This window comes from Nocardia sp. NPDC005998 (genome assembly GCF_040614395.1).
In the GTDB taxonomy this organism is placed as follows: domain Bacteria; phylum Actinomycetota; class Actinomycetes; order Mycobacteriales; family Mycobacteriaceae; genus Nocardia.
Genome location: NZ_JBEXUI010000054.1, coordinates 1 through 20272, shown reverse-complemented (window position 1 = coordinate 20272; position 20272 = coordinate 1). Strand labels below are relative to the sequence as shown.

The 20272-nt window shown below is 66.8% G+C and carries 23 protein-coding genes; 12 read left to right on the top strand and 11 right to left on the bottom strand.

Features of this window, described 5'->3' with window-relative positions; translation table 11 throughout:
* Nucleotides 1–54 precede the first annotated feature (54 nt).
* Entirely contained in the window at nt 55–1464 is a 1410-nt protein-coding gene (locus tag ABZ293_RS38695; RefSeq protein ID WP_355189115.1) for a PLP-dependent aminotransferase family protein, read from the top strand.
* Between the two features lie 15 nt (nt 1465–1479).
* Here ABZ293_RS38695 and ABZ293_RS38690 read toward each other — a convergent pair whose 3' ends face one another.
* Both ABZ293_RS38690 and ABZ293_RS38685 read right to left on the bottom strand, forming a co-directional pair.
* Nucleotides 1480–4533, bottom strand: coding sequence for a BTAD domain-containing putative transcriptional regulator (locus ABZ293_RS38690; RefSeq protein WP_355189113.1), 3054 nt, complete (start codon nt 4531–4533; stop codon nt 1480–1482).
* Between the two features lie 51 nt (nt 4534–4584).
* The gene (locus tag ABZ293_RS38685) at nt 4585–4782 is read right to left on the bottom strand and encodes a hypothetical protein (RefSeq protein WP_354958164.1); all 198 of its coding nucleotides are present in this window, start codon (nt 4780–4782) and stop codon (nt 4585–4587) included.
* A gap of 127 nt (nt 4783–4909) precedes the next feature.
* On the opposite strand from ABZ293_RS38685, the gene ABZ293_RS38680 reads away from it, so the two are divergent.
* The 3 genes from ABZ293_RS38680 (at nt 4910) to ABZ293_RS38670 (ending at nt 7655) form a co-directional block, all read left to right on the top strand.
* The gene (locus tag ABZ293_RS38680; RefSeq protein WP_354958163.1) at nt 4910–5305 is read left to right on the top strand and encodes an ankyrin repeat domain-containing protein; all 396 of its coding nucleotides are present in this window, start codon (nt 4910–4912) and stop codon (nt 5303–5305) included.
* A 69-nt stretch (nt 5306–5374) separates the two neighbouring features.
* Complete coding sequence (locus tag ABZ293_RS38675; RefSeq protein WP_355189111.1) at nt 5375–6679, top strand: glycosyltransferase 87 family protein; 1305 nt, start codon at nt 5375–5377, stop codon at nt 6677–6679.
* A gap of 70 nt (nt 6680–6749) precedes the next feature.
* A complete protein-coding gene (locus tag ABZ293_RS38670) occupies nt 6750–7655 on the top strand; it encodes a DMT family transporter (protein WP_355189109.1) in 906 nt (301 codons plus the stop codon).
* A 3-nt stretch (nt 7656–7658) separates the two neighbouring features.
* On the opposite strand, the gene ABZ293_RS38665 is transcribed toward ABZ293_RS38670, so the two are convergent.
* Complete coding sequence (locus ABZ293_RS38665) at nt 7659–8588, bottom strand: Rieske (2Fe-2S) protein (RefSeq protein ID WP_355189107.1); 930 nt, start codon at nt 8586–8588, stop codon at nt 7659–7661.
* Between the two features lie 230 nt (nt 8589–8818).
* On the opposite strand from ABZ293_RS38665, the gene ABZ293_RS38660 reads away from it, so the two are divergent.
* From ABZ293_RS38660 to ABZ293_RS38650, 3 genes are all read left to right on the top strand, one after another.
* Nucleotides 8819–9727 (top strand): NADP-dependent oxidoreductase, encoded by a 909-nt coding sequence (locus ABZ293_RS38660; RefSeq protein ID WP_355189105.1) that lies wholly within the window; start codon nt 8819–8821, stop codon nt 9725–9727.
* Between the two features lie 100 nt (nt 9728–9827).
* On the top strand, nt 9828–10541 hold the full coding sequence (locus tag ABZ293_RS38655) for a helix-turn-helix domain-containing protein (protein ID WP_355189103.1): 714 nt from the start codon (nt 9828–9830) through the stop codon (nt 10539–10541).
* Nucleotides 10542–10762: 221 nt separating this feature from the next.
* Nucleotides 10763–11149, top strand: a complete 387-nt coding sequence (locus ABZ293_RS38650; protein WP_355189101.1) for an META domain-containing protein — start codon at nt 10763–10765, stop codon at nt 11147–11149.
* 8 nt (nt 11150–11157) lie between these two features.
* On the opposite strand, the gene ABZ293_RS38645 is transcribed toward ABZ293_RS38650, so the two are convergent.
* Together ABZ293_RS38645 and ABZ293_RS38640 are read right to left on the bottom strand one after the other, a co-directional pair.
* Nucleotides 11158–11808, bottom strand: a complete 651-nt coding sequence (locus tag ABZ293_RS38645) for a TetR/AcrR family transcriptional regulator (protein ID WP_355189099.1) — start codon at nt 11806–11808, stop codon at nt 11158–11160.
* On the bottom strand, nt 11808–12491 hold the full coding sequence (locus ABZ293_RS38640; RefSeq protein WP_355189097.1) for an SGNH/GDSL hydrolase family protein: 684 nt from the start codon (nt 12489–12491) through the stop codon (nt 11808–11810). Before ABZ293_RS38640 ends, ABZ293_RS38645 begins: the two co-directional genes overlap by 1 nt.
* 88 nt (nt 12492–12579) lie before the next feature.
* Here ABZ293_RS38640 and ABZ293_RS38635 point away from each other — a divergent pair, with 88 nt between their 5' ends.
* Both ABZ293_RS38635 and ABZ293_RS38630 read left to right on the top strand, forming a co-directional pair.
* Nucleotides 12580–12843 carry a hypothetical protein gene (locus ABZ293_RS38635; protein ID WP_355189095.1) on the top strand — a complete coding sequence of 88 codons (264 nt, stop codon included), beginning with the start codon at nt 12580–12582 and terminating at the stop codon, nt 12841–12843.
* A 114-nt stretch (nt 12844–12957) separates the two neighbouring features.
* On the top strand, nt 12958–13248 hold the full coding sequence (locus ABZ293_RS38630) for a hypothetical protein (protein ID WP_354958197.1): 291 nt from the start codon (nt 12958–12960) through the stop codon (nt 13246–13248).
* Here ABZ293_RS38630 and ABZ293_RS38625 read toward each other — a convergent pair.
* From ABZ293_RS38625 to ABZ293_RS38615, 3 genes are read right to left on the bottom strand one after another with little or no spacing between them, the layout of a single operon-like run.
* A complete protein-coding gene (locus ABZ293_RS38625; protein WP_355189093.1) occupies nt 13245–13787 on the bottom strand; it encodes a thioredoxin family protein in 543 nt (180 codons plus the stop codon). The genes ABZ293_RS38630 and ABZ293_RS38625 overlap by 4 nt on opposite strands.
* Before the next feature lie 59 nt (nt 13788–13846).
* The gene (locus ABZ293_RS38620; RefSeq protein ID WP_355189091.1) at nt 13847–14812 is read right to left on the bottom strand and encodes a threonine/serine dehydratase; all 966 of its coding nucleotides are present in this window, start codon (nt 14810–14812) and stop codon (nt 13847–13849) included.
* Between the two features lie 23 nt (nt 14813–14835).
* Complete coding sequence (locus tag ABZ293_RS38615; protein ID WP_355189089.1) at nt 14836–15606, bottom strand: dienelactone hydrolase family protein; 771 nt, start codon at nt 15604–15606, stop codon at nt 14836–14838.
* 175 nt (nt 15607–15781) lie between these two features.
* Between ABZ293_RS38615 and ABZ293_RS38610 the strand changes: the two genes are divergently transcribed.
* Together ABZ293_RS38610 and ABZ293_RS38605 are read left to right on the top strand one after the other, a co-directional pair.
* A complete protein-coding gene (locus tag ABZ293_RS38610; protein ID WP_355189087.1) occupies nt 15782–16270 on the top strand; it encodes a hypothetical protein in 489 nt (162 codons plus the stop codon).
* A gap of 144 nt (nt 16271–16414) precedes the next feature.
* Complete coding sequence (locus ABZ293_RS38605) at nt 16415–17122, top strand: helix-turn-helix transcriptional regulator (protein ID WP_355189085.1); 708 nt, start codon at nt 16415–16417, stop codon at nt 17120–17122.
* 15 nt (nt 17123–17137) lie between these two features.
* On the opposite strand, the gene ABZ293_RS38600 is transcribed toward ABZ293_RS38605, so the two are convergent.
* The 3 genes from ABZ293_RS38600 to ABZ293_RS38590 all read right to left on the bottom strand — a co-directional run bounded on the left by ABZ293_RS38600 (nt 17138) and on the right by ABZ293_RS38590 (nt 19230).
* Complete coding sequence (locus ABZ293_RS38600) at nt 17138–17533, bottom strand: VOC family protein (protein WP_355189083.1); 396 nt, start codon at nt 17531–17533, stop codon at nt 17138–17140.
* A gap of 48 nt (nt 17534–17581) precedes the next feature.
* Nucleotides 17582–17995, bottom strand: a complete 414-nt coding sequence (locus tag ABZ293_RS38595; RefSeq protein WP_354958148.1) for an arsenate reductase ArsC — start codon at nt 17993–17995, stop codon at nt 17582–17584.
* Between the two features lie 326 nt (nt 17996–18321).
* Complete coding sequence (locus ABZ293_RS38590; RefSeq protein ID WP_355189081.1) at nt 18322–19230, bottom strand: oxygenase MpaB family protein; 909 nt, start codon at nt 19228–19230, stop codon at nt 18322–18324.
* A 131-nt stretch (nt 19231–19361) separates the two neighbouring features.
* Between ABZ293_RS38590 and ABZ293_RS38585 the strand changes: the two genes are divergently transcribed.
* Nucleotides 19362–20108: a Sir2 family NAD-dependent protein deacetylase gene (locus ABZ293_RS38585; protein ID WP_355189079.1), complete on the top strand. Its 747-nt coding sequence runs from the start codon at nt 19362–19364 to the stop codon at nt 20106–20108.
* Nucleotides 20109–20272: the final 164 nt, after the last annotated feature.

The following is a 20272-nucleotide window of genomic DNA, read 5'->3' as shown; positions in this document are numbered from 1 at the left end:
GCGCGCGGACAGGGCCAATCCGGCAGAATTGGTTTGGAGATGGAGCCAATTGCTGTGACGGAGCGACTCGGCCGCTGGTCGTCGGGTCGCGGACCGCTCTATGTGCTGCTCGCAGCCCGGCTGCGGCAGTTGATCGACGACGGTGAGCTGCCGCCGGGCGCCGCGCTGCCGCCGGACCGGATATTCGCCGCGCAACTCGCCGTGGGACGGAGCACGGTGGTCGCGGCCTATGACCTGCTGGAGTCGGAGGGGCGCATTGTCCGGCGCCGGGGGAGCGGCACCCGGGTCGCCGGTGTGGCGACGGTGGCCACACCGGAAACGACCGGTGCGCCCATGTTCCTGCATCTGCTCGAGCCGCGACCCGATGTCATATCGCTGGCCTGCGCCGCGCCGGAGTGCCCACCGCCGGAGGTGGCCGAGGCGTATGCGCGGATCCTGCCCGAATTGTCCTCGACCACAGCCGATATCGGCTACTATCCGGGCGGCCATCCGGCCCTGCGTGCGGCCATAGCCGAGCGCTATCTGCGACAGGGTGTGCCGACGCGGCCGGACGAGGTACTGGTGACCAATGGCGGTCAGCAGGCGCTATCACTGCTCGCTCGCGCATTCCTGCGGCCCGGTGATCGCGTGCTATTGGAAACCCCAACGTACCCAGGCGCTTTGGAGGCATTTCGCGAGGCGGGTGCGCTGCTGCATCCGCTGCCGCTCGGGCTCGACGGATTCGAAGCGGCCGCGCGCATGCACCGGTCCGCACTCGCCTATGTGACGCCGACCTTTCAGAACCCGACGGGCGCAGTACTTTCCGCGCTGGTGCGGCGGCGGCTGGTGGAAGTGGCTGCTGCCGTGGATGTTCCGCTGATCGCCGATGAAATCGTGGCCGATCTCGGTTTTCCCGGGGTCGACCTGCCGCAGCCGCTGGCCGCCGATGCCGCAACCGTCATTACGATCGGTTCTCTGAGCAAGAACATCTGGGGTGGGTTGCGCATCGGTTGGGTGCGTGCGTCGGCGGCGACCATTGCCCGGCTGACCCGCCTGCGGGCGGTGCACGACCTCGGTGGCAACCTCCCGGCTCAGCTGGCCGCCGCGCACCTGGTGCCGCGGATCGATACCCTGTGCGCGGCCCGGGCCGCGCAACGCGAGTCGTGCCATGATCTCGTGCTGGCCGCCCTGTCCCGGAAATTGCCGGACTGGTCCGCGACGCCGGTGCGCGGCGGTCAGACCCTGTGGATTCGCCTGCCGTACGGCGACGGAAGTTCCTTCGCGCAGACCGCGCTACGGCATGGTGTCGCGGTACTGGCTGGCAGTGGCCTCGACGTGTCGGGGCGCAGCGACGATCATGTCCGCATCCACTTCCGGCACCCACCGCAGACGCTCACCGAGGCGATCGACCGCCTCGCCACCGCATGGCACGCCTACCACCCGCCCAGCCGGGCCACCGCGGCGCCACCGGCTCTGGCGGTATAGCGGATGTCCCGAGTTCTACGGTTTCTGCTGGGCGGCAGTGGCGTGGGCGAGTAGGAATTCGACTGCGGCGGTGGGAGTCAGGGCGGCTGTGCTGTCGAAGGCCGCCGAGAACGCCTCGGGTCCGAGTGCCGCACCGGCTCGTTCGGCCGGTGCGACGAGATTGTCGTAGCCCCGCCGATCCGCGGTGCCGAGCATGGCGGCCGCGGCACCCAGCAGGTGGGCCGCGGTGGTCGGCTCGTCGCGCACTGTCAGCGCGGCATACAGGTGGGCGAACATCGCCAGATCCGGTGGTTGCGCACCGCTCACGGATTCGCCAGCGCTGATCGAACTCTTCACTGCCGCGTCGAGCACCCGCCGTGCCGCCGTCGGATCGTCGTCCAGAATGGCAATGAGCGCCCGGAAACCGGCACTGCGAGCCCGAACTCGGGTGCCGAAGGCGGTGCGCGCCAGACCGGCCTCGGCGCGATCCAGTTCGTGCAGCGCGGCTTTCCGATCCCCGCTGCGCAACAGATACTCCGCGGACGCGAGCCGCACATAGACGGCGGTGCCAGGTTCGCCAGCCGCCCGCATATGTCGACGAGCCCGTGCGAGTGCTGCGTCGGCGCGGTCGAGTTCGCCGAGCCGTGCCAGTGCAATGGCCAATTCGGCGCAGACGGCCGCCGCATCGCCCGGGCTGCCGAGCTCTTCGAAGGCCTCGGCGGCACGGGTGAGCGCGGTGACCGCCTGTGCCAGATCACCGTGCAGCATGTGGTCATCGGCGATCGATTGCAGCGTTGTCGACAGTCCGAAGCGGTCGCCCACCGCCTCGAACTCCGATCTCGCGGTGCTCAATTGATCGATGTTCGAAGCGCTGAGCAAGAGCGCCATGCCATGTTCCCAACCGGTGAGCGCGGGCCATTTCGAGGCCGAAAGACCGGCCCCGTCCAGGAATGCGGGCGCGACCAGCAGTACCGTCCGGGCCGGACCTGTGGGCAGATCTGTTGAACCCCTCGCGATTTCCAGACCCGCTGTCACTGCCCGCATGCCGTCCTCGATTGCCCCGGCCTCGTATCGCGACAACCCGTCGAGCACACCGTGCAACGCCCGCAGCTCATCCGGCAGCCTGCTGCCGATCTCGAGCACCGCTCGCGTCCAACGGAGCCGTTCGCTGTGGATCCCGCGCAACGTCCAGTACCAGAACATCGCCGCGATCAAGCGGATACCGAGTTCGGCATCACCGGTATCGACCGCGAATCGCAGTGCGGCGGAAATATTGTCGCGCTCGGCATCGAGCCGGGCGAGCGCGCCGAGCTGCTGCGCGGTGCGCAGCTCGGCCTCCGCGGATTCGGTGACGCGCAGGAAATGGCGTGCGTGCCGCTCGCGGACCCCCGGTGCACGCCCGGATTCCGCCAAACGTTCCAGCGCATAGGATCGAATGGTCTCGAGCATCCGGTACCGCTCACCGCTGCGCTCCACCAGCGATTTGTCCACCAGATCGGTGAGCAGATCGAGATCATCGAGGGCGTCGAGGGTCGCACCCGCCGGGAATACCGCCAGCCACATGGCCAGTTCCTGTTCGGGTTGCGATAGTGGCGCCCAACTCCATTCGATGACCGCACGCAGTGTCCGATGTCTGGCCTGTGCGGTCCGGCTGCCCCGACCGAGCAGTGTGAACCGGTCATCCAGCTTCGCCACGATCTGGCCGACCGATAGTGCCCGCAGCCGAGCCGCCGCCAATTCGATCGCCAGCGGCAGTCCGTCGAGCCGTCGGCAGATCTCGATCGCGGCCGGCGCGGTACTCGCGTCCAGCGCGAAATCGGGGCGCACCGCCCGTGCGCGCTCGACGAAAAGGCGTACCGCCGGGAAGCTTTCGGCATCGGCCACCTCCTCGGGCCACGGCAGGGGCCGGATCTGGTGGATATGCTCGCCATCGATGGCGAGTGGTTCCCGGCTGGTGGCCAGCACCCGCAGCTCATGACACCCGCCCAGCAGCCGGTCGACGAGTGCGGCAACCGCCTCGACCAGATGTTCGCAGTTGTCCAGGATCAGCAGGACACGTTGTTGCGCAAGGTATTCCGTCAGCCGATCGATGGGCTCGCCGGCCGACGGATCGAGCAGTCCGACCTCGCGCACCCCGATCGTGGTGAGCATTGCGGAGGCGACCTGTTCCGGATCGGTCACCGCGGCGAGTTCGACCAACCAGACCGCATCGTCGGTCCGCTCGGCCACCTCGACGGCGAGCCGGGTCTTGCCAGCGCCACCGGGCCCGACAATGGAGATCAGGCGAGCGGTGTTCAGTCGCTCGGTCAGGTCGGCCACATCGTCTTCGCGCCCGACGAAACTCGTTATCTGCGCACGCAAGTTGGTGCGGCGGCGGGCTGTCGAAGGTTCCTGTCGCAATATCGACAGGTGTAGTTCGGTCAGCTCGGGGGAGGGATCGATGCCGAGTTCGTCACCGAGACGATCCCTGGTGCGTTCATAGGCGGCCAGTGCGTCGGCCTGCCGCCCCGCCGCGTACAGGGCGCGGATCAACAGCCCCTGGATGCGCTCGGTCAGCGGATGCGCCTCGGCCAGTACGCGCAGTTCGTCGAGGACATCGTTACCCGCGGCGACCTCCAGCCCGAGCCGGTGTTCGGCCGCGTCGAGTCGCAGCTCGTCCAGCCGCACCGCCGCATCGGCGGCGAACCGCAACTCCAGCAGTTCGGTCAGCGCCGGACCACGCCACAACGCCTCGGTCTCGCGCAATGCGGCCAGCTCGCTCGACTCCCGCCCCGCCGCGGTCAGCCGTTCGAATCGAACGACATCCACATCGAGGGGGTCGATGACCAGCCGATAGCCCGGCGCCCGCCCCTCGACGCGCGCCGTACCGATCGCACGCCGAACCCGAGACACCAGGGCCTGCAAGGCATTTGCGCCATTGTCCGGTGGGTGCCCATCCCAGATCGCGTCGGCGAGCACATCGGCGGGGACCACTCGGCCTGGTTCCATGGCGAGCCGGGCCAGCAATGCGCGCACTTTGACTCCGGCGATCCGAATCGGCCGGTCCTCATCATCGCGGACCTCGAACGGACCCAGCAGCAAAACACGCACGGCGATAAGCCTGCCGTATCGGCAAGGAGTGTCGGATCTCTGGTGGGGCGGCTAGCGACTGTGCGGCAGGATGCCGAGCGTCACAGCCAGTCCGGCCGCAATACATGCGGCTGCGGCCGCGGTCGTCGAGAGGGATCGGGTGATGGTCGCGATGCCAGCCACGAAAATCAGGCAGGTGATCGAGGCCAGCAGCGCGGTTCCGCGATCGACACCGGCGACGCGGTGTAGTCGCTTACGCGTTGCTGTCATTGTGGGGGAGTACCCGATCCTCGAGTTATCAAACTGTTATCGACAGCGACCGCCTACGTTCAGACCGGTGCGCACATTCGGCCGCACCTACCGGCTATGACCGATCTCAGGTGGTAGTACTGGGCAGATGAGCGCTGACGACATGGATCCGGAACTGCTCGAACTCGCCACCAAGATTTTCGATCTGGCGCGCCATGGCAATGCCGAGCAGCTCACGGCCTACCTGGACGCTGGTGTCCCGGTGAACCTCACCAATGACCACGGCGACAGCCTGCTCATGCTGGCCGCCTACCACGGTCAGCAGGACGCGGTGCGGGTGCTGCTCGCGCGCGACGCCGACCCGAATCGGGCCAATGACAAAGGGCAGACGCCGCTGGCGGGCGCGGTCTTCAAGGGCGAGGTCGAGATCCTGCGTGCGCTGCTCGCCGCGGGCGCCGATCCGGATGCCGGCAGCCCGTCCGCGCGTGCTGCGGCCGCCATGTTCGGCAAGAACGATCTGCTGAGCCTGTTCGAGACGTCCTGAGCCACCGAATTGGCACTGGCTGGAACGCCGATTCGGACGCGTTCGCGCGGGTCGGTATAGTCGCCGCGGATGAGTAATGTCACCACCCGAGATAGGTCCAAGCCCGTGAACCGACGATTCGGGCGCGTGGTGTGGCTAGTGCCGGTGTTGCTCATTGCCTTCGCCACGTGGTGCCTGACCGAACCGCTGTGGCCCTTCCATCGGATCACCGGCGGTTTCATCGACCTGCAGGTATACCGGCTCGGCATCGAGGCGCTGCGTGACGGCGCGGATATGTACGGCCAGTTGCCACAGACCACCATTGGCATCGGCCTGCCGTTCATCTACCCGCCGTTCGCCGCACTGGTGCTGAGCCCCTTCGCCCTGCTGCCCTGGGATGCCGCGGCCTTCACCTTCTTCATCTCCTCGACGCTCGCGCTGGCCGTCACGCTGTATCTGGTCGCGCGGCGGCGCTGGCCCGAACACAGTGGGCTGCGGCTGGCGCTGCTGGCCACCTCATGCGCGACGCCGCTGGCCATGCTGTTGGAGCCGATCCGTTCGACGCTGGACTTCGGGCAGGTCAACCTGCTGCTGATGGTGCTGGTCGCCGCCGACGCGCTGACCGAGAAGCCGAAGTGGCGGCGCGGCATGCTGGTCGGCGTTGCGGCTGCGATCAAGCTGACTCCGGCCGCGTTCGTGCTGTACTTCCTGGTGCGCCGGGACTATCGCGCGGCGGTGACGGCCGCCGTCACCGGTGCGGTGGCGACGGCGCTCAGCTTCGCGGTGCTGCCCAAGGAATCGGCCACCTACTGGTTCGGTGGACTCGGCAATGTCTCGGGATTGAGCGGCTCGTCGTTCCACACCAACCAGTCGATTCAGGCCGTGCTGGCCCGATTCGGCGTGGAGAAGCCGCTGTTCACCGTGCTCTGGCTGGTGCTGAGCGCGGCGCTGCTCGTCCTGGTGGTCGCGGCCATGCGACAGGCGGAACATGCGCCCGCGCTCGCGCTGGGGATCAATGCGGTCTTCACCTTGCTGGTATCGCCGATCTCCTGGTCGCATCACTGGGTGATGATCGCGCCCGCGCTGTTCGGGATGGTCTGTTATGCGACCACGGTGCCGCGGGGTCGGGCGATCGGGTGGTATGTGGCCATCGTGGTGACCGCGGCGGCATTCGTCTACGGGCCGCAGAACTGGATGCCCGGCGACAATCGACGCGAATTGTCGTGGACGCCTTGGCAACACCTGTGGGGCAACACCTACGTGTGGTTGAGCGTACTGCTGGTTGTGGTGTTCCTCGTGGGCAGTAAGCGTGCGAAGTCGCTTGCAGCCGCGGCGGATTCGGTGCCACAGGATGGCGATCTCGTCGATCTGGCAGGTCCTCGACCCGCCGCCTGACTCCCACGCGCCATCCGTTGACAGTATGCGGATGATGGAAGGTCGGGGTTTTGTCGATGGAGGGTGTCGCGTGGTCGCGATTGATTTCGAACGGAATGTGCAAGCGCGGCCGCTGACGGCCTTGCGCGCGATGAGCCTGCGTGGGCTCGGCGGGGTGCCGCCGACGGCCTTGGTGCTGATCGGGATCGTGAGCGTGCAGGTCGGCGCGGCGCTGGCCAAACAGCTGTTCAGCGCGACCGGTGCCGCGGGCGCGGTGACGCTGCGGCTGTTCTTCGCCGGGATCGTGCTGTTGGTCGTCTGGCGGTCCGGGCTGCGGATCGAGCGGCGCGCGCTGCCGGTGGTGCTCGGCTACGGCGCGGTGCTCGCCGTCATGAATCTATGTTTCTACCAGGCCATCGACCGAATTCCGCTCGGTACGGCGGTGACCCTCGAATTCCTCGGGCCGCTCAGCGTCGCCCTGGCTGGCTCGCGGCGGTGGGCCGATCCGGTGTGGGCGGTGCTCGCTGGCGCCGGGGTGCTGTTGCTGACCAGGGCGGGCGGGCAGACGGCGTGGTCCGGAGTGTTGTTCGCCCTGGCCGCCGGAGCGTGCTGGGCGGGCTACATCCTGCTCAGCGCCGCACTCGGCGACCGCACCAGCGGCGGCGGAGGTCTGGCCATCGCGATGGCATTCGGCGGTGTGCTCATGGTCCCGGTCGGCATCGCCGAGGCAGGTACCACGCTGTTCCACCCCTCCGTCCTCGCCGCCGGATTCGCCGTCGCGATGTTGTCGTCGGTGCTGCCGTATTCGGTGGAACTCGAAGCGCTGCGGCGCATTCCACCGCGTGTCTTCGGCGTACTGATGAGCCTCGAACCCGCGGCCGCCGCACTCGCCGGACTGATCGTCCTCGGACAGATCATGAATCCCGGGCAATGGACCGGCGTCATCTGCGTGGTGGCCGCCTCCATCGGAGCGACCCGAACCGCTCGGCGAAAGTAGCCGTCAGCAGCCCGCGCTACCCGGGGCGAAGAACGGTATCTCACACCACAACGGTTTGATCACCGGCGGCGTTGCCGGTGCGCCCGCCACGATCCAGTCGCCCTGTACCGATACCTCACGGCGCGACAGCGGCTCGTTGGCCGGGCCGGTGGCGACGGAGCCGTCGAGATGGAATTTGCTGCCGTGACATGGGCAGTTGATGGTGCCGCCCGCGATTTCGTTGAGGGCACAGCCCTGATGCGTGCAGATCACCGAGAAGCCCTGGTAGTTACCGGGATTCGGTTGGGTGAGCACGGTATCGCCGAGAATGAGTCCGGAGCCCACCGGTACGTCGGAGGCGCGGGCCAGCGCGTTCTCGGGTGCGCCCGGCTCGATGACCTGCTGGGCCGGTGCGGGTTGTTCCTGGACCTGCTGCTGGGCGGCGGGCAGCGGGGCGAACGCGCCCGCGACGATCCATTCCCCCTGTACAGAGATGGTGCGTGCGGCCAACGGCCGGGTGGCCGGACCGGTGGCGACGGATCCGTCGAGGTTGAATCTGCTGCCGTGACAAGGGCAGTTGATGGTGCCGCCGCTGATCACGTTGACAGCACAGCCCGCATGCGGGCAGATCACCGAAAAAGCTTGGTAATTACCGGGACTCGGCTGGGTGACGACAGTATCGCCGAGCAGCACGCCGGAGCCGATCGGCACATCGGAGGTGCGTGTGAGCGCGGTGCCCGGCGCCGGTTCGGGGCCCGCCTGCACCTGCTCGGTCGGCGGTGGTGGTGGTTCGGCGCTGGGAGCGGCGGCGACCGAACTCGATGTTGTCGCTGGCGTCGCGGTGGAAGTGGTTGTCGGCGTTGACGAGCGCTCGCTCGTCGAGCAGGCCGCGACAACTGCCGCGGCCCCTGCTCCGATGACGATTGTTCGACGGTTGAAGTGTTCGGCACTCATCGCGACCTCGGCGTTCTCGATACATTGTGCTATGTGTTACGAGATGGCCGCCGATTCGGTTCGAGGTCGTTTCGGATTCACGCGAACATTGGCGCTGCCTACCGCCCGGTTGAGACTGGGACCGGGCGGTAGGTAGCTATCGGTCATTGAACGGAACACTCCTGAGATCAGGGCTGGTGTTCTATGAGACTCTGCTGAGAAAATTCTGATCTTGCACGTAGGCTGAGGCGATGCGGGCGATTGCGTACAACGAACACGGTGGGCCAGAGGTACTGCAGGTCGTTGACATCCCGATTCCGGAACCGCGCGCTGGTCAGGTCCGGGTCGCGGTGCGGGCCACCGCGGTTAATCCGGCGGATTGGAAGATTCGTTCCGGCGCACTGTCTTTCGGTGAGCCGGTCTTCCCGCAGTATCCGGGTGGTGAGATCGCGGGTGTGGTCGATGCGGTCGGTCCCGAGGTGACCGAGGTGGCGGTCGGCGATGAGGTGCTGGGCTGGGCCGTCGCGGCCTACGCCGAATACGCGATCAGCACCGCCGTCGCCGCGAAACCGCCGGAATTGTCCTGGGTCGATGCCGCATCGCTCCCGGTCGCGGTCTCGACCGCGGCGAAGGCATTGGCCGCATTGAAATTACAACCGGATGAGACAGTGCTGATCAATGGTGCCGCCGGTGCGGTGGGGTCGATGGCCGTGCAACTGGCGGTAGCCGATGGTGCCACCGTAATAGGTACGGCCTCGGCGGCCAATCAGGACATCGTTCGCGAACTCGGCGCGATCCCGACCACATATGGTGACGGTGTTTCCGGTCGTGTGCGAGCTCTCGCCCCCGATGGCATCGATGCGGTCTTCGACGCGGCCGGACACGGTGTGCTGCCTGCCGCCGTCGAACTGCGCGGCGGCACCGATCGAATCGTGACGATCGTGGATCCGGCCGCACTGGAACTCGGCATCACCTTCCTCACCGGCGGCGGTGGCCCGCGGCCAACTGAACTTCTGCACCAGGTCGCCGAGCGGGTCGCCAGTGGTGCATTCCGGCTGTCCGGACCGGCGCGGACATTCCGGCTCGAAGAAGCGGCGGCCGCGCAGGAGGAGAGCGAAAAGGGGCGCGGTCCAGGCAAGGTCGTGCTTACTGTGGGCTGAGCATCGCAGAACGCCTTGTTGCGAACGACAGTGGGCGTAGCATCTTCTCTTGCCGTGTTGTGCCGACGTGCGGCCGCGGTGCGGAGGAAGGCGGGGCGCGATGGCCGGGAGTCCATCGGCTGACGGAGCGGGCCGTGGGGTGCTCGATGCCGGTTTCCAGATACTGGAAGCGATTTCGGCGGCGCCGGAGGGCTGCGGGCTGTCGCAGCTGGCCAGGTCCACCGGGTTGGCGAAGGCCACCGCGTACCGGTTGGCCGAGCAGTTGGTGGTGCTCGGCGCGGTGCAGCGGGTGGAACAGCGGTATTTCGTCGGCGAGCGGATGGCAGAGCTCGGTCGGCACTGGCAGGCCGCGCCGCGGCTGCGCCGGGCCGCGCAACGACCGGCCCGGGTGTTGGCGGCTCTGACGAATTCGACTGTCGCCGTTTGTGTTCTCGACGCGGGCGAGGTCCGGCTGGTAGCCGGGGTCAAGGGCGCGGAATTCTTCCTGAACACCACCGCTGATCCCGATGTGGTGTATCGGACCGCGATGGTGCAGGTGCTCTTCGCGGGACGTGCCGACAATACCGTCCCGCCACCGACCTATTCGGCCGCCGAATGGCATCGCGTGCGCACCGGAATTGCCGATGCCGGAATGGTTTCCGTCGACCATCACGATCTGATCGCCGGAATATGTTGTGCCGCAGCGGCAATCCGTCAACCCGGCGTCTGTGATGTGGCTGCCATCGCTTGTATGTCACTGTCGCAACAGTTTCCGCCGAATCTGCCGGGCCTGGTCGCACGCGCCGCGCGCGAAGTCGAGAAGAATATGCGCTGATCGGTTCGCTCAGTGGACCGGGTCATTTCTGCCCGCGGGGGCGGCAATCAGGATAGGTGGGCCGTCGTACGCCGTGAGTAGGGGCTGATCACCAAATGACAGTATCGCCTAGCGGTTCGATAAGGGGTGGTGGTCGGGTGACGGGTGGGCCAGTATCGCCTAGCGGTTCGACGAGGGGTGGTGGTCGGGTGACAGGTGGGCCTGTATCTCGTGGCGATTCGATGAGGGGTGGTCGGGCAATGGGTGGGCACGACTGCGGGCTGTGGGGTCACCGCTACGTCTCCTCGTCGGTAACCGAGAACGGCCGACCACGATTCCTGGTCCGCGGCACCCAGATCACCCTGTGGTTCGTCGACGAAACCCAGCGCCTGTCCGCCCACGCGGGCGGCAATACCGTGATGTTCGAGGTGGATGTCGATGACGGCGTCCTGAAGACCCGCTCCCCCTTCAGCACCGTCCTGTCCTATCCGCGGGAAGTCACCAACCAGGACACCTGGCTCACCGAATTCCTCCTGCTCGCCCCCGCCTGGACCACCATCGACGGCACCCTCATCCTCACCGACGACCGAACCCGCATCGAACTGGAGCAAACCGCCGATCGCCCCTGATCGGCGGATCACGCCGGTGCGTTGAGAAAGCCCTCGACCACCCGGCGGACCTTGTGCACCACATCGGTATCGCCGAGGCGCAGAGCGGTATTGGCCGAGCACAGGACGGCGTCGATTTGGAAGGCGGCGAAATCGGTATCCAGGTCCACGATTTCGCCGGCATCGACGGCGTAGCGGAGTTCGCGGGCGATAGTGGCCATCCAGTCCCGCTGGTCGCGGACCAGGGCGTCGCGGACCGGTCCTGGATGGCTGTCGAAATCCGCCATATTGGCGACGCGGTAGCAGCCGCCCGCGAACAGCGGTGTCTCGGCGTAGCCGATCCAGTGCTCGATCAGCGAGCGAAGGCGTTGCACCCCATGGGGCTGTGCGCGTGCGGGCCGGATGACGGCATCGATGAACATCTCGCGGGCCAGGTCGAGTGCCGCGAGCTGCAGGGCTTCCTTGGTCTTGAACAGCGTCTGCACACCCGCCTTGCTGAGGCCGGTATCGGTCGCCAGTTTGCCGAAGCTCAAGCCGTCGAGACCATCGAGGGAGGCGGTGTCGACGGCCTGGCGGAGCACGAGCTGGCGACTGCGCGCGCCGCGCTGCAGACGCTTGTCCTCGGGCCCGCCCGCTACCGGGCCACCACCCCTTATCGAATCGCTTCGTGATCCTGGCATCATGCGGGTACTCGCTTACCGAGTTGGTGTGCAAGGGATTTGACGACCTCGGCCGCCATGACCGCCTGTCCCGAGGTCGAGAAGTGGATGCGGTCCGCGCTCAATAGATTCGCGCGGTCGTTGATCGGGTGATCCCACATGTCGACGACCAGTGCGCCGTACTCGGCCGCGAGGCGGCGAGTGATGTCGTTGACCAGGCGCACCCGCTCGCGCCAATCCGAAAAGACCGGCACGACATAGGCTCTGCCCAAGGTGAAGGTCATCAGCTGGGCTCCGGTTCCGGCGGCGAACCGGTACATCGTGCGCAATGTCTGCTCGATTTCGGCGAAATCCGGTGTGCGCCGGACGATATCGTTCGCACCGGATGGCACGTGGAGCAGATCGGGCGCGAACTCGGTCAGCTGATCGGCTTGGTGCCGCATGATCTGGGCCGTCGTCGCCCCATCCTGTGCGGTGTTGCGGTATGCCAGGTCGGGATGCACCCGGCGCAGCGTATCCGCCACGCGATCGGCCCACCCCATGCTGGCGTAGCCCGGGCTCGGATCGCCGGTCCCGGCCGAAAGACTGTCGCCGATCACCGCGAACCGGCGCCACGGTGCGTCGAAGAGCAGTGCGGCCGCGTCCAGCGGAGACAGGCAGAACGGATCGGTTTCCTCGGTGGTCGGGAGCGTCGCCGTCGTCATAGGTTAAAGAATACGTCCGATCGTATGTTTAAACAAGAGAGTCGGGCGGCACATCGCATGCAGCAGATCGCGCAACATCTCCTGCTGGGTGACCGTGGCGACCGCACGGCTGCCGCGAAAGCCGATCGTCCTCGGCTTGGTCGCGGTAGCGGTCGTCGCGAATCTGGGTTCGGCTCTCGCGCCGAACTATTCGATCCTGCTGCTGGCCAGGTTCGTCGCCGGGCTAGTTGTCGCAACGTCTTTCGCCGTCGCGATCGCCACGGTCACGTCGAGCGTCCGCACGGTGTCCGGTCTGCTGCTCGCGCCGCACCTGCTGCGGCATGATCGCGAACCGGTGCAGAAATCCAGCTGAACCGGTATGCCGATGAATCCGGTTGCTGCACAATCTGTCTCGAGCCGAGACGCTATTATCTGGCTAGGCGCTCTACGGCGTCGCCAATATCAGAAGAGGGGTACGACTGTGAGCATGATTCTCGCCGCGGCACATGACACCTATGGAGCAGTCCTGGCCCAACTCGGCAACCCGACACCGGAGGCGCCACCCCTCGCGAACAAAATCCTGCAGATGGTGCGCTATTTCACGTGGTTCATTCTGCTGGCCGGCGTCACCGCCATCACCTACGCGGGCGGTCGGTTCGCCTGGGAGAAGTGGTCTGGCGGCGGCCTGCAGTCACCGAAGATGGTGGCGGGAGCCATGATCGGCGGTGTCGTCGCGACCAGCGCGGGCACGATCATGAATGCGGTGATCGGTACCTAGGCCCGCCATTTGATGGAGCAGCCCATGCTCGGCCGATGCGGTTCGGGCACGGTTGCTCCGGTGAGCACATTCTCGATCGCGGCGCGTAATTCATTGCCGGTCACCGGTTTACCGTTGCCCGGCGTGGATTCGTCGAATGCGCCGCGGTAGGCGAGTTCGAGGCGGGCATCGTAGAGGAAGAAGTCCGGCGTGCACGCGGCGCTGAAGGCTCGACCCACCTGCTGGGATTCGTCGATCAGGTAGGGGAACTTCCAACCGGCGCGGTCGGCTTGGGCGCGCAGCCCTTCCGGTGCGTCGTCCGGGTAGGCGTCGGCGTCATTGGTGCAGATCGCGATGGTCGGGATCGCCAGTGTGCCGAGTACCTCGCCGAGCTTCGACTCGATATGCCGCACGTACGGGCAGTGATTGCAGGCGAAGATGATCAGGAGTCCGGGACCGGCGGTGTAGTCGGCCCTGGCGTGGGTGTGACCGTCGAGATCGGGTAGCGCGAAGTCCGGCGCGGGCGTTCCAACCGGGACCATGAGGGATTGGACCGACATGAGGTGCCTCCATCCGAGTCGATATCGAGCTTAGTGCCCCGGCCCGAACTCGACCCGATTTACTGCGCGAGGTCCGCTGGATCGGTATTCGCGCCGCACAGCACGACACAGATCCGCTCGCCGGGTTGGGCGCGGTAGACACCGTCGGCGGTGGTCAGGGCCGCGAGCGCGGTCGCGGCGCCGTGTTCCACCGCCAGGCGGCGGTCGTGCCACAGTTTTCTGCGGGTCGCGATGATGTCCCGATCGGGGACGAGGACCGAGGTGACGTCGTAATTCCGCACCGCGTGCAGCGCCAGTTCGGTGGCGCGGCGGGCGCCGAGGGAATCGGCGGCGACCGAGTCGACCGGTGCGTCGACGATCTGCCCGGCCGCGATCGCGGCGTGTAGGGCCCGGCAGTTCTCCGGTTCCACCGCGATCGTCCTTACGCCATAGTGCGCCGCTGCCGTGGCGATTCCGGCGAACAGACCGCCGCCGCCGACCGCGACGACGACGGTGTCCAACCGGGGGAGCTGCCGGTGGATCTCCATCATCAACGTGCCCGCACCGGCCGCGATATACGGGTTGTCATAGGCGTGGGAGCGCAGCGCGCCGCTGGTGTCGGCGTATTCGTGACAGGCCGCGAGTGCCTCGGCGTACTCGGCACCGACCAGGCGCACGTCCGCGCCGTAGCCGCGCAGTCGCTCGACCTTCACGGCCGGGGCGGTGGTCGGGAGGAATACCGTCGCCCGAACACCCTGCCCGCGTGCTGCCCACGCGCACGCGAGCCCCGCGTTCCCGCCCGAGGCGATGGTCACGCCCGCGTCGGGTAGCGTCCCGTCATCGCGGTGCGCCTGGATGAAGTTCTGCGCCCCACGGGCTTTGAACGATCCGGTGTGCTGCATGAACTCCAGCGCCAGCCACAGCTCAGCCGGTCCGGATCCGGTCGTCGCGACCGCGTCACTGTCCCCAGGGACGATGGCGACCGGCCGCACCCGACCGGCGATCCGATCGGCGGCGGCCTTCACGTCCTCGTAGCTCAACTCCATCTGCACTCCTCCGCGTTGTCCCATCATCTTGCCTGCTGGGCCCGCCGCAGCAGCGCGAGGAGATCCGCGAGGTGGCGGTCGTAGGCCGCCTGATCGAAGACGGGAGTGTCACGCATGGTGAAGCCGTGGCGGGTATTCGGGTAGACCACCGAGGTGTAACGCACATGCGCGGCGTCGAGCGCCTTGTCGAGACGGGCGATCTGCTCCGGCGGCATCGAATCATCCTGGCTCGCGTGCGCGATCCACAGTTCGGCGGTAATGCCAGCGGCGGCGTGATGCGGACTGTCGGGTTGGTCGTCCACGGCCAGGCGGCCGCCGTGGAAACTCGCCGCCGCGGCAATGCGATTCCCGAATGCGCCCGCGGTGCGCAAGGCGAGTCTGCCGCCCATGCAGTATCCGGTAACCGCCACCGGACCCGGCGCAACGAACTCGGCGGCGCTGAGCCAATCGAGATAGGTTTGTGCGTCTGCCAACGCTTTGTCGGGCGTGAACGCAGCCCGCATCGGGCCCAGTGCGGCAAAGAATTTCGCGTGCCCAACCGGGTCGGTGGATTCGGGCATCGGCAGCACGGGGGCGCGCCCGGATCGGTAGAAAACATTGGGCGCCAACACGGTGAACCCATTGGCCGCGATGGCTTCCATCATTTCGCGCAGGTACGGGCGCAGGCCGTAGGCGTCCATGTAGAACAGCACGCCGGGATGGGGTCCGCCGTCATCGGGTCGGGCCAGGTGGGAGTCGGCATTGCCATCGGCGGTGCGGACATCGAGCGTGCTGAATGCGACGGGCATCGTCATGGAGTAGTTCCTTCGAGGCGAATGGCGGCGAGAGCTACGCCGACCAGTATCGCGCCATCCGGATTTCCGATTTCGGCCGAGTCCGCTTATTTGCAAACAAATTGCCGATTTCGCGCCATGTAGTCTGCGTCCATCTGGAAGTTGTAGTCATGCTCTGTCGAAGAGAGGTTGACCTGTGAAACTGATCTGGATGACGGTGACGGCCTCGCTGGCCGTGGCCGTGGCGGGGTGTTCCGATAACAAGTCCCCGACGGCGGCAACGGAATCGTCGGCCGCGTCGGAATCGAGTTCGGTGAGCGCGACGCCCGCCGCGACCGAACACGAGGAACCCGGCGGCGGTGTGCGAATTCCGCTGGGGGAGAGCAAGAAAGTGCCCATTCCCGCCGATGCCGTGATGGATATCAGAGTGCCCGTCGACTGGGCCGCCGCGACCACAAGTCTGCGCTGCACCGTCACTGACAGCACCGGCCGCAACGAAGACCTACGTTCGACCAATACGAACAAACCGGAAAATATCGGCGGGAAAGAGTGGATGACACTGTGGACCTTTTCCTCGCCACCGGGTGCCGAGGTCACCGTGGGATGCAAGGATCCGGAGTCGAAAATCGCCGCGGGTGACAATCAGGTGATCCGGGTCATCCCACGCGGTATCACTCCGCACTGAGCGGTGATTCGACACACCGGCGCCGTGATGGCGCGTGAACTCTCGCCGAGGGCACGCCCGCCTGTCCGTCGCTGATCGTGATGTCCCCGCACAACCGATTGAGGCGCGGCTTTCGGCGTGGGTGGCGCGGGTAGCCTCGAATCCGTGGCAGAGGTGGCGTCGAGGTATCGGGAGCGGCGGTCGCGGCTCACCGATGCCGTGGTGTGGACGAACACCAACGCCACCGGGGCTGCGCTGCCGGTGCTGCCGGATGGCTGCATGGATCTGCTGTGGAGCGAAGACAGATTGCTGGTCGCCGGGCCGGATACCCGGGCGTATATGGCCGATGGTGCGGTCGACAGGCGGTGGGTGGGGATTCGGTTCGCGCCGGGGACCGCACCCGCGTTGCTCGGAGTGCCCGCGCACGAGTTGCGCGATAGGCGGGTCGAGTTGGCCGATCTGTGGTCCGCGGCGACGGCGCGACGGCTCGCGGAACAGATCGGGGCGGCGCGGGATCAGCCCGCCGCGCTGGAGGCGATCGCATTGCGGCGGGCGTACGAGACCGAGCCGCCCGATCCGGTATTGCGGCGGATCGTCGGTGCACTGGATGCCGGATGGTCGGTCGCGGCGACGGCCGACGCCGCCGGGCTCGGTGCGCGGGTGCTGCATCGGCGATCGCTCGCGGCATTCGGCTACGGGCCCAAAACCTTGGCGCGCATTCTGCGACTGCAGCGGGCGCTCGCGGTGGCCCGCAGCGGAGTGCCGCTCGCGGACACCGCATTTCGCACCGGATTCGCCGACCAAGCCCATCTCGCGCGCGATGTGCGCGAACTGGCCGGAATGCCGTTGAGCGAGTTGCTCACTCGCCGGTAGCGCGCGGTTACCGGATCAACTGGACAGCGGCGCATACAGATCGACGCCAGTGCCGTCCGGATCCAGGATCGTGGCATAGCGCTGGCCCCAGAAGGCGTCCCATGGCTTCAACTCGCCGTGGTAGCCCGCGCCGGTGAGTTCGTCGTAGACCGCATCGACTTCGGCCGGGTCCGCGCACTGGAACGCCAATCCGATCCGGCCCGCCGTCGTCGGTCGCTGCCAGTCGGCGTGGAAGGATTTGATGACCGCCTCGGTATCCAACGTGACCCGCACGCCGCCGGGCAGTGTGGTTTCAACGTGGCCCTCGGTCTCCGCCCCCTCCGGGAACTCGAGACCCAGGCGTCGGTAGAAGGCGAGCGAGGCGGCCATATCGCTGACGACAATGCCGAAGACGTTCAGTTGTGGAGTCATATCCGCAGCGTATGCCGCACTTCGGCGGGTGTATTGAACAAATCGGACTCAGCAGGCGGTGGCCGGAATCAATTCGGCGATCAGGTTCTCCACCAGGATGCGGATCCGGTCGCGGATCGATCGGACGATCGCGATGTCCTCGCCGGTCGGATCGGGCAGCATCCAGTCGCGATAGCTGATGCCGGGGAAGAACGGGCATACGTCGCCACAGCCCATGGTGACGACGACATCGGACATGGCCACCGCGTCGACGGTCAGCGCCTTGGGCGCCTGCGCGGAGATGTCGATATCGAGTTCGGCCATGACCGCGACGGCTGTCGGGTTGAGTTCGTCGGCGGGCACGCTGCCCGCAGAACGCACATCGATGCGGTCACCGGCGAGTGTGTCGAGGAATCCGGCGGCCATTTGCGACCGGCCCGCATTGTGGACACAGACGAACAGCACGATGGGCTTGTGAGCCATACGCGGGAGAACCTTTCAGGCTGGTGTATCGGAGCTTGTGCTGGGCGCGATGTCGGAAATGTCGGGCACAGTTTGCACCGGGTCTGCGTCGTAGGGTGCGTGATACGTATACCAGGGCGGGGCGAATGTGTTTCGCGACGAGGGGGCCGACTCTGTCCGCCAAGGCATCTCGAGGCCGCTCACTCGAGAGTTGTTGCCACGGGCGGGATATCGACCGAGAAGAAACCGGTCGGTCATGAATTCTGCATTTTGCCTGCATACAGCGGGCCCGCGGTGCCAAACGGCAGCCGCGGGCCCCTCGCTCGTCGCAGCCGAGCGCGTGACACTCACATGGGACGCAGATCGATGACCTTGCGCAGTCGCGCCCGATCGCGCTCCAGCCGACGCGCCTCGTACGCGATCGGGAAGTAGCGCACCCGCTCCGGCAGCAGCGGCACCGCGCGAGCGATGAACCAGCCCAATGCCTTCAGTTTGCGTTCATCGGACGCGGTCCAGGTGAGGCCGAGCTTGCGGCGTGCGGGCTCCGGCGTGGTGCCGACGGTGACGAAGTACTGCAGCCGTCCCACCGGCGATACCACGCGCTGCCACACCGGCCGCAATGCGCGCGGCAGCTGCCGCGGCGGCGCGACGGAGCGGATCACCTTCAGGTAGTCATGTGCGGTGCCGGTCTCCTGCAGGTGGTTGTCGACCATATCCGCGAAGAACTTCTCGAATTCGGCATAATTCGCCGGAATCTCCTTGGGAGCCACCGAGAAATTGCGCATGAGCTGCACCGTCTCCTGGTAGTACGCCTCCTTCTCGGCCGCGGTGAGCGGGCGGCGGGAGAAGTACTCCGCATTCTCGGTGAAGGCGAAGGTGCCGGTGTGCAGGACCCAGGCCCACGGTCCGGCGGCCAGCGCCTTGTGCCGTACGCCGTCCGGGGTGGTGGTGTTTAGCGTGGCGTGCATCTTGCGCAGCCGATCCGCCTCGGCGATCGCCTCGTCGCCGCCGTAGATCCACATCATCACCGAACCGATGCTGCGCACCGCGCGTCCGAGCGGATCGGTTCGGAAGGTGGAGTGCTCATCGACCACGGCGGAGATGGTCGGCTCCATGGTCTGCAGCAGGAACGCCGAACCGGCCGTCAGGGAGAAGGTGATCAACCCGGTCTCGTCCCACATCCGCGTGCCCGGTGCGAATGGGCGGCGCTGCGGTGCGTTCCCTGAACTGCTATCGAATACGACGGCGGCGGTCATTGCGATCTCCTTTGATCGGTCCCCCAAGAACATGAGAGATTTAGTGTAACAATCTCTCACGACTCGGCTCGTCGTCGCGGCCAACCGATCGCTATGGGCAGGGATCGCGCAGCGCCCTACGCTGATTCGATATGACGACCGACTGGCGCAAACGTGACGGACGGATCGGCGTGCTCACCGGCGCGGGCATCTCCACCGATTCCGGCATACCGGACTTCCGTGGCCCGCGCGGGGTGTGGACGAAGGATCCCATCGCCGAACTGCTGTCGACCTATGACGCCTACCTCGCCGATCCGGAGCTGCGTAAACGGTCCTGGCTGGCGCGCCGCGACAACCCGGCCTGGCAGGCCGAGCCGAATGCCGCGCACGCCGCGCTCGCCGACCTGGAGCGCGCGGGACGCACCATCACGATCATCACCCAGAACATCGACCGGCTGCACCAGCGCGCCGGATCCTCGCCCGGCCGGGTGATCGAGATCCACGGCAATATGTTCGAAGTCGTCTGTATCGGCTGCGATTACCAGACGACCATGGCCGCCACCCTGGCTCGCGTGGCGGCCGGCGAGGCGGATCCGCCGTGCCCGGCCTGCGGCGGCATCCTGAAATCGGCGACCATCATGTTCGGCCAGCAGATGGACCGGCGCACCGTGACCAAGGCCGCGCTGACCGCCGAGGCCAGCGATATCTTCCTCGCCATCGGGTCCTCACTGCAGGTGGAGCCCGCCGCGTCGATGTGCGCGATCGCCGTCGACAGCGGCGCGGATCTGGTCATCGTCAATGCCGAGCCCACGCCCTACGACGGCATCGCCACCGAGGTCATCCGCGAACCCATCGGCACAGCGCTGCCGCGCCTGGTGTTCGAAATGCTGGCTGACTGACTTCGTCTTACGAGCGACGTTCGCGGCCCGTCTTGCGTCCGAGTCGTCGAAGCGCATGCGCCGCAGGCGGGCGAACGCGAAACCGTGCCCGCGGCGCGCGTGGACGAACACCTGGAACAGTGCCCGGAGTGCTGTTCCTGGTACGCCGCCGCCGTGGCGATCTC

What these genes read in the sequence shown, in the direction of transcription:
- ABZ293_RS38685 (WP_354958164.1), bottom strand. Translation starts at nt 4,782, where the DNA reads ATGACAGCAACGCGTAAGCGACTACACCGCGTCGCCGGTGTCGATCGC.
- ABZ293_RS38680 (WP_354958163.1), top strand. Translation starts at nt 4,910, where the DNA reads ATGAGCGCTGACGACATGGATCCGGAACTGCTCGAACTCGCCACCAAG.
- ABZ293_RS38675 (WP_355189111.1), top strand. Translation starts at nt 5,375, where the DNA reads ATGAGTAATGTCACCACCCGAGATAGGTCCAAGCCCGTGAACCGACGA.
- ABZ293_RS38665 (WP_355189107.1), bottom strand. Translation starts at nt 8,588, where the DNA reads ATGAGTGCCGAACACTTCAACCGTCGAACAATCGTCATCGGAGCAGGG.
- ABZ293_RS38660 (WP_355189105.1), top strand. Translation starts at nt 8,819, where the DNA reads ATGCGGGCGATTGCGTACAACGAACACGGTGGGCCAGAGGTACTGCAG.
- ABZ293_RS38655 (WP_355189103.1), top strand. Translation starts at nt 9,828, where the DNA reads ATGGCCGGGAGTCCATCGGCTGACGGAGCGGGCCGTGGGGTGCTCGAT.
- ABZ293_RS38650 (WP_355189101.1), top strand. Translation starts at nt 10,763, where the DNA reads ATGAGGGGTGGTCGGGCAATGGGTGGGCACGACTGCGGGCTGTGGGGT.
- ABZ293_RS38645 (WP_355189099.1), bottom strand. Translation starts at nt 11,808, where the DNA reads ATGCCAGGATCACGAAGCGATTCGATAAGGGGTGGTGGCCCGGTAGCG.
- ABZ293_RS38640 (WP_355189097.1), bottom strand. Translation starts at nt 12,491, where the DNA reads ATGACGACGGCGACGCTCCCGACCACCGAGGAAACCGATCCGTTCTGC.
- ABZ293_RS38630 (WP_354958197.1), top strand. Translation starts at nt 12,958, where the DNA reads ATGATTCTCGCCGCGGCACATGACACCTATGGAGCAGTCCTGGCCCAA.
- ABZ293_RS38625 (WP_355189093.1), bottom strand. Translation starts at nt 13,787, where the DNA reads ATGTCGGTCCAATCCCTCATGGTCCCGGTTGGAACGCCCGCGCCGGAC.
- ABZ293_RS38620 (WP_355189091.1), bottom strand. Translation starts at nt 14,812, where the DNA reads ATGGAGTTGAGCTACGAGGACGTGAAGGCCGCCGCCGATCGGATCGCC.
- ABZ293_RS38615 (WP_355189089.1), bottom strand. Translation starts at nt 15,606, where the DNA reads ATGACGATGCCCGTCGCATTCAGCACGCTCGATGTCCGCACCGCCGAT.
- ABZ293_RS38600 (WP_355189083.1), bottom strand. Translation starts at nt 17,533, where the DNA reads ATGACTCCACAACTGAACGTCTTCGGCATTGTCGTCAGCGATATGGCC.
- ABZ293_RS38595 (WP_354958148.1), bottom strand. Translation starts at nt 17,995, where the DNA reads ATGGCTCACAAGCCCATCGTGCTGTTCGTCTGTGTCCACAATGCGGGC.
- ABZ293_RS38590 (WP_355189081.1), bottom strand. Translation starts at nt 19,230, where the DNA reads ATGACCGCCGCCGTCGTATTCGATAGCAGTTCAGGGAACGCACCGCAG.
- ABZ293_RS38585 (WP_355189079.1), top strand. Translation starts at nt 19,362, where the DNA reads ATGACGACCGACTGGCGCAAACGTGACGGACGGATCGGCGTGCTCACC.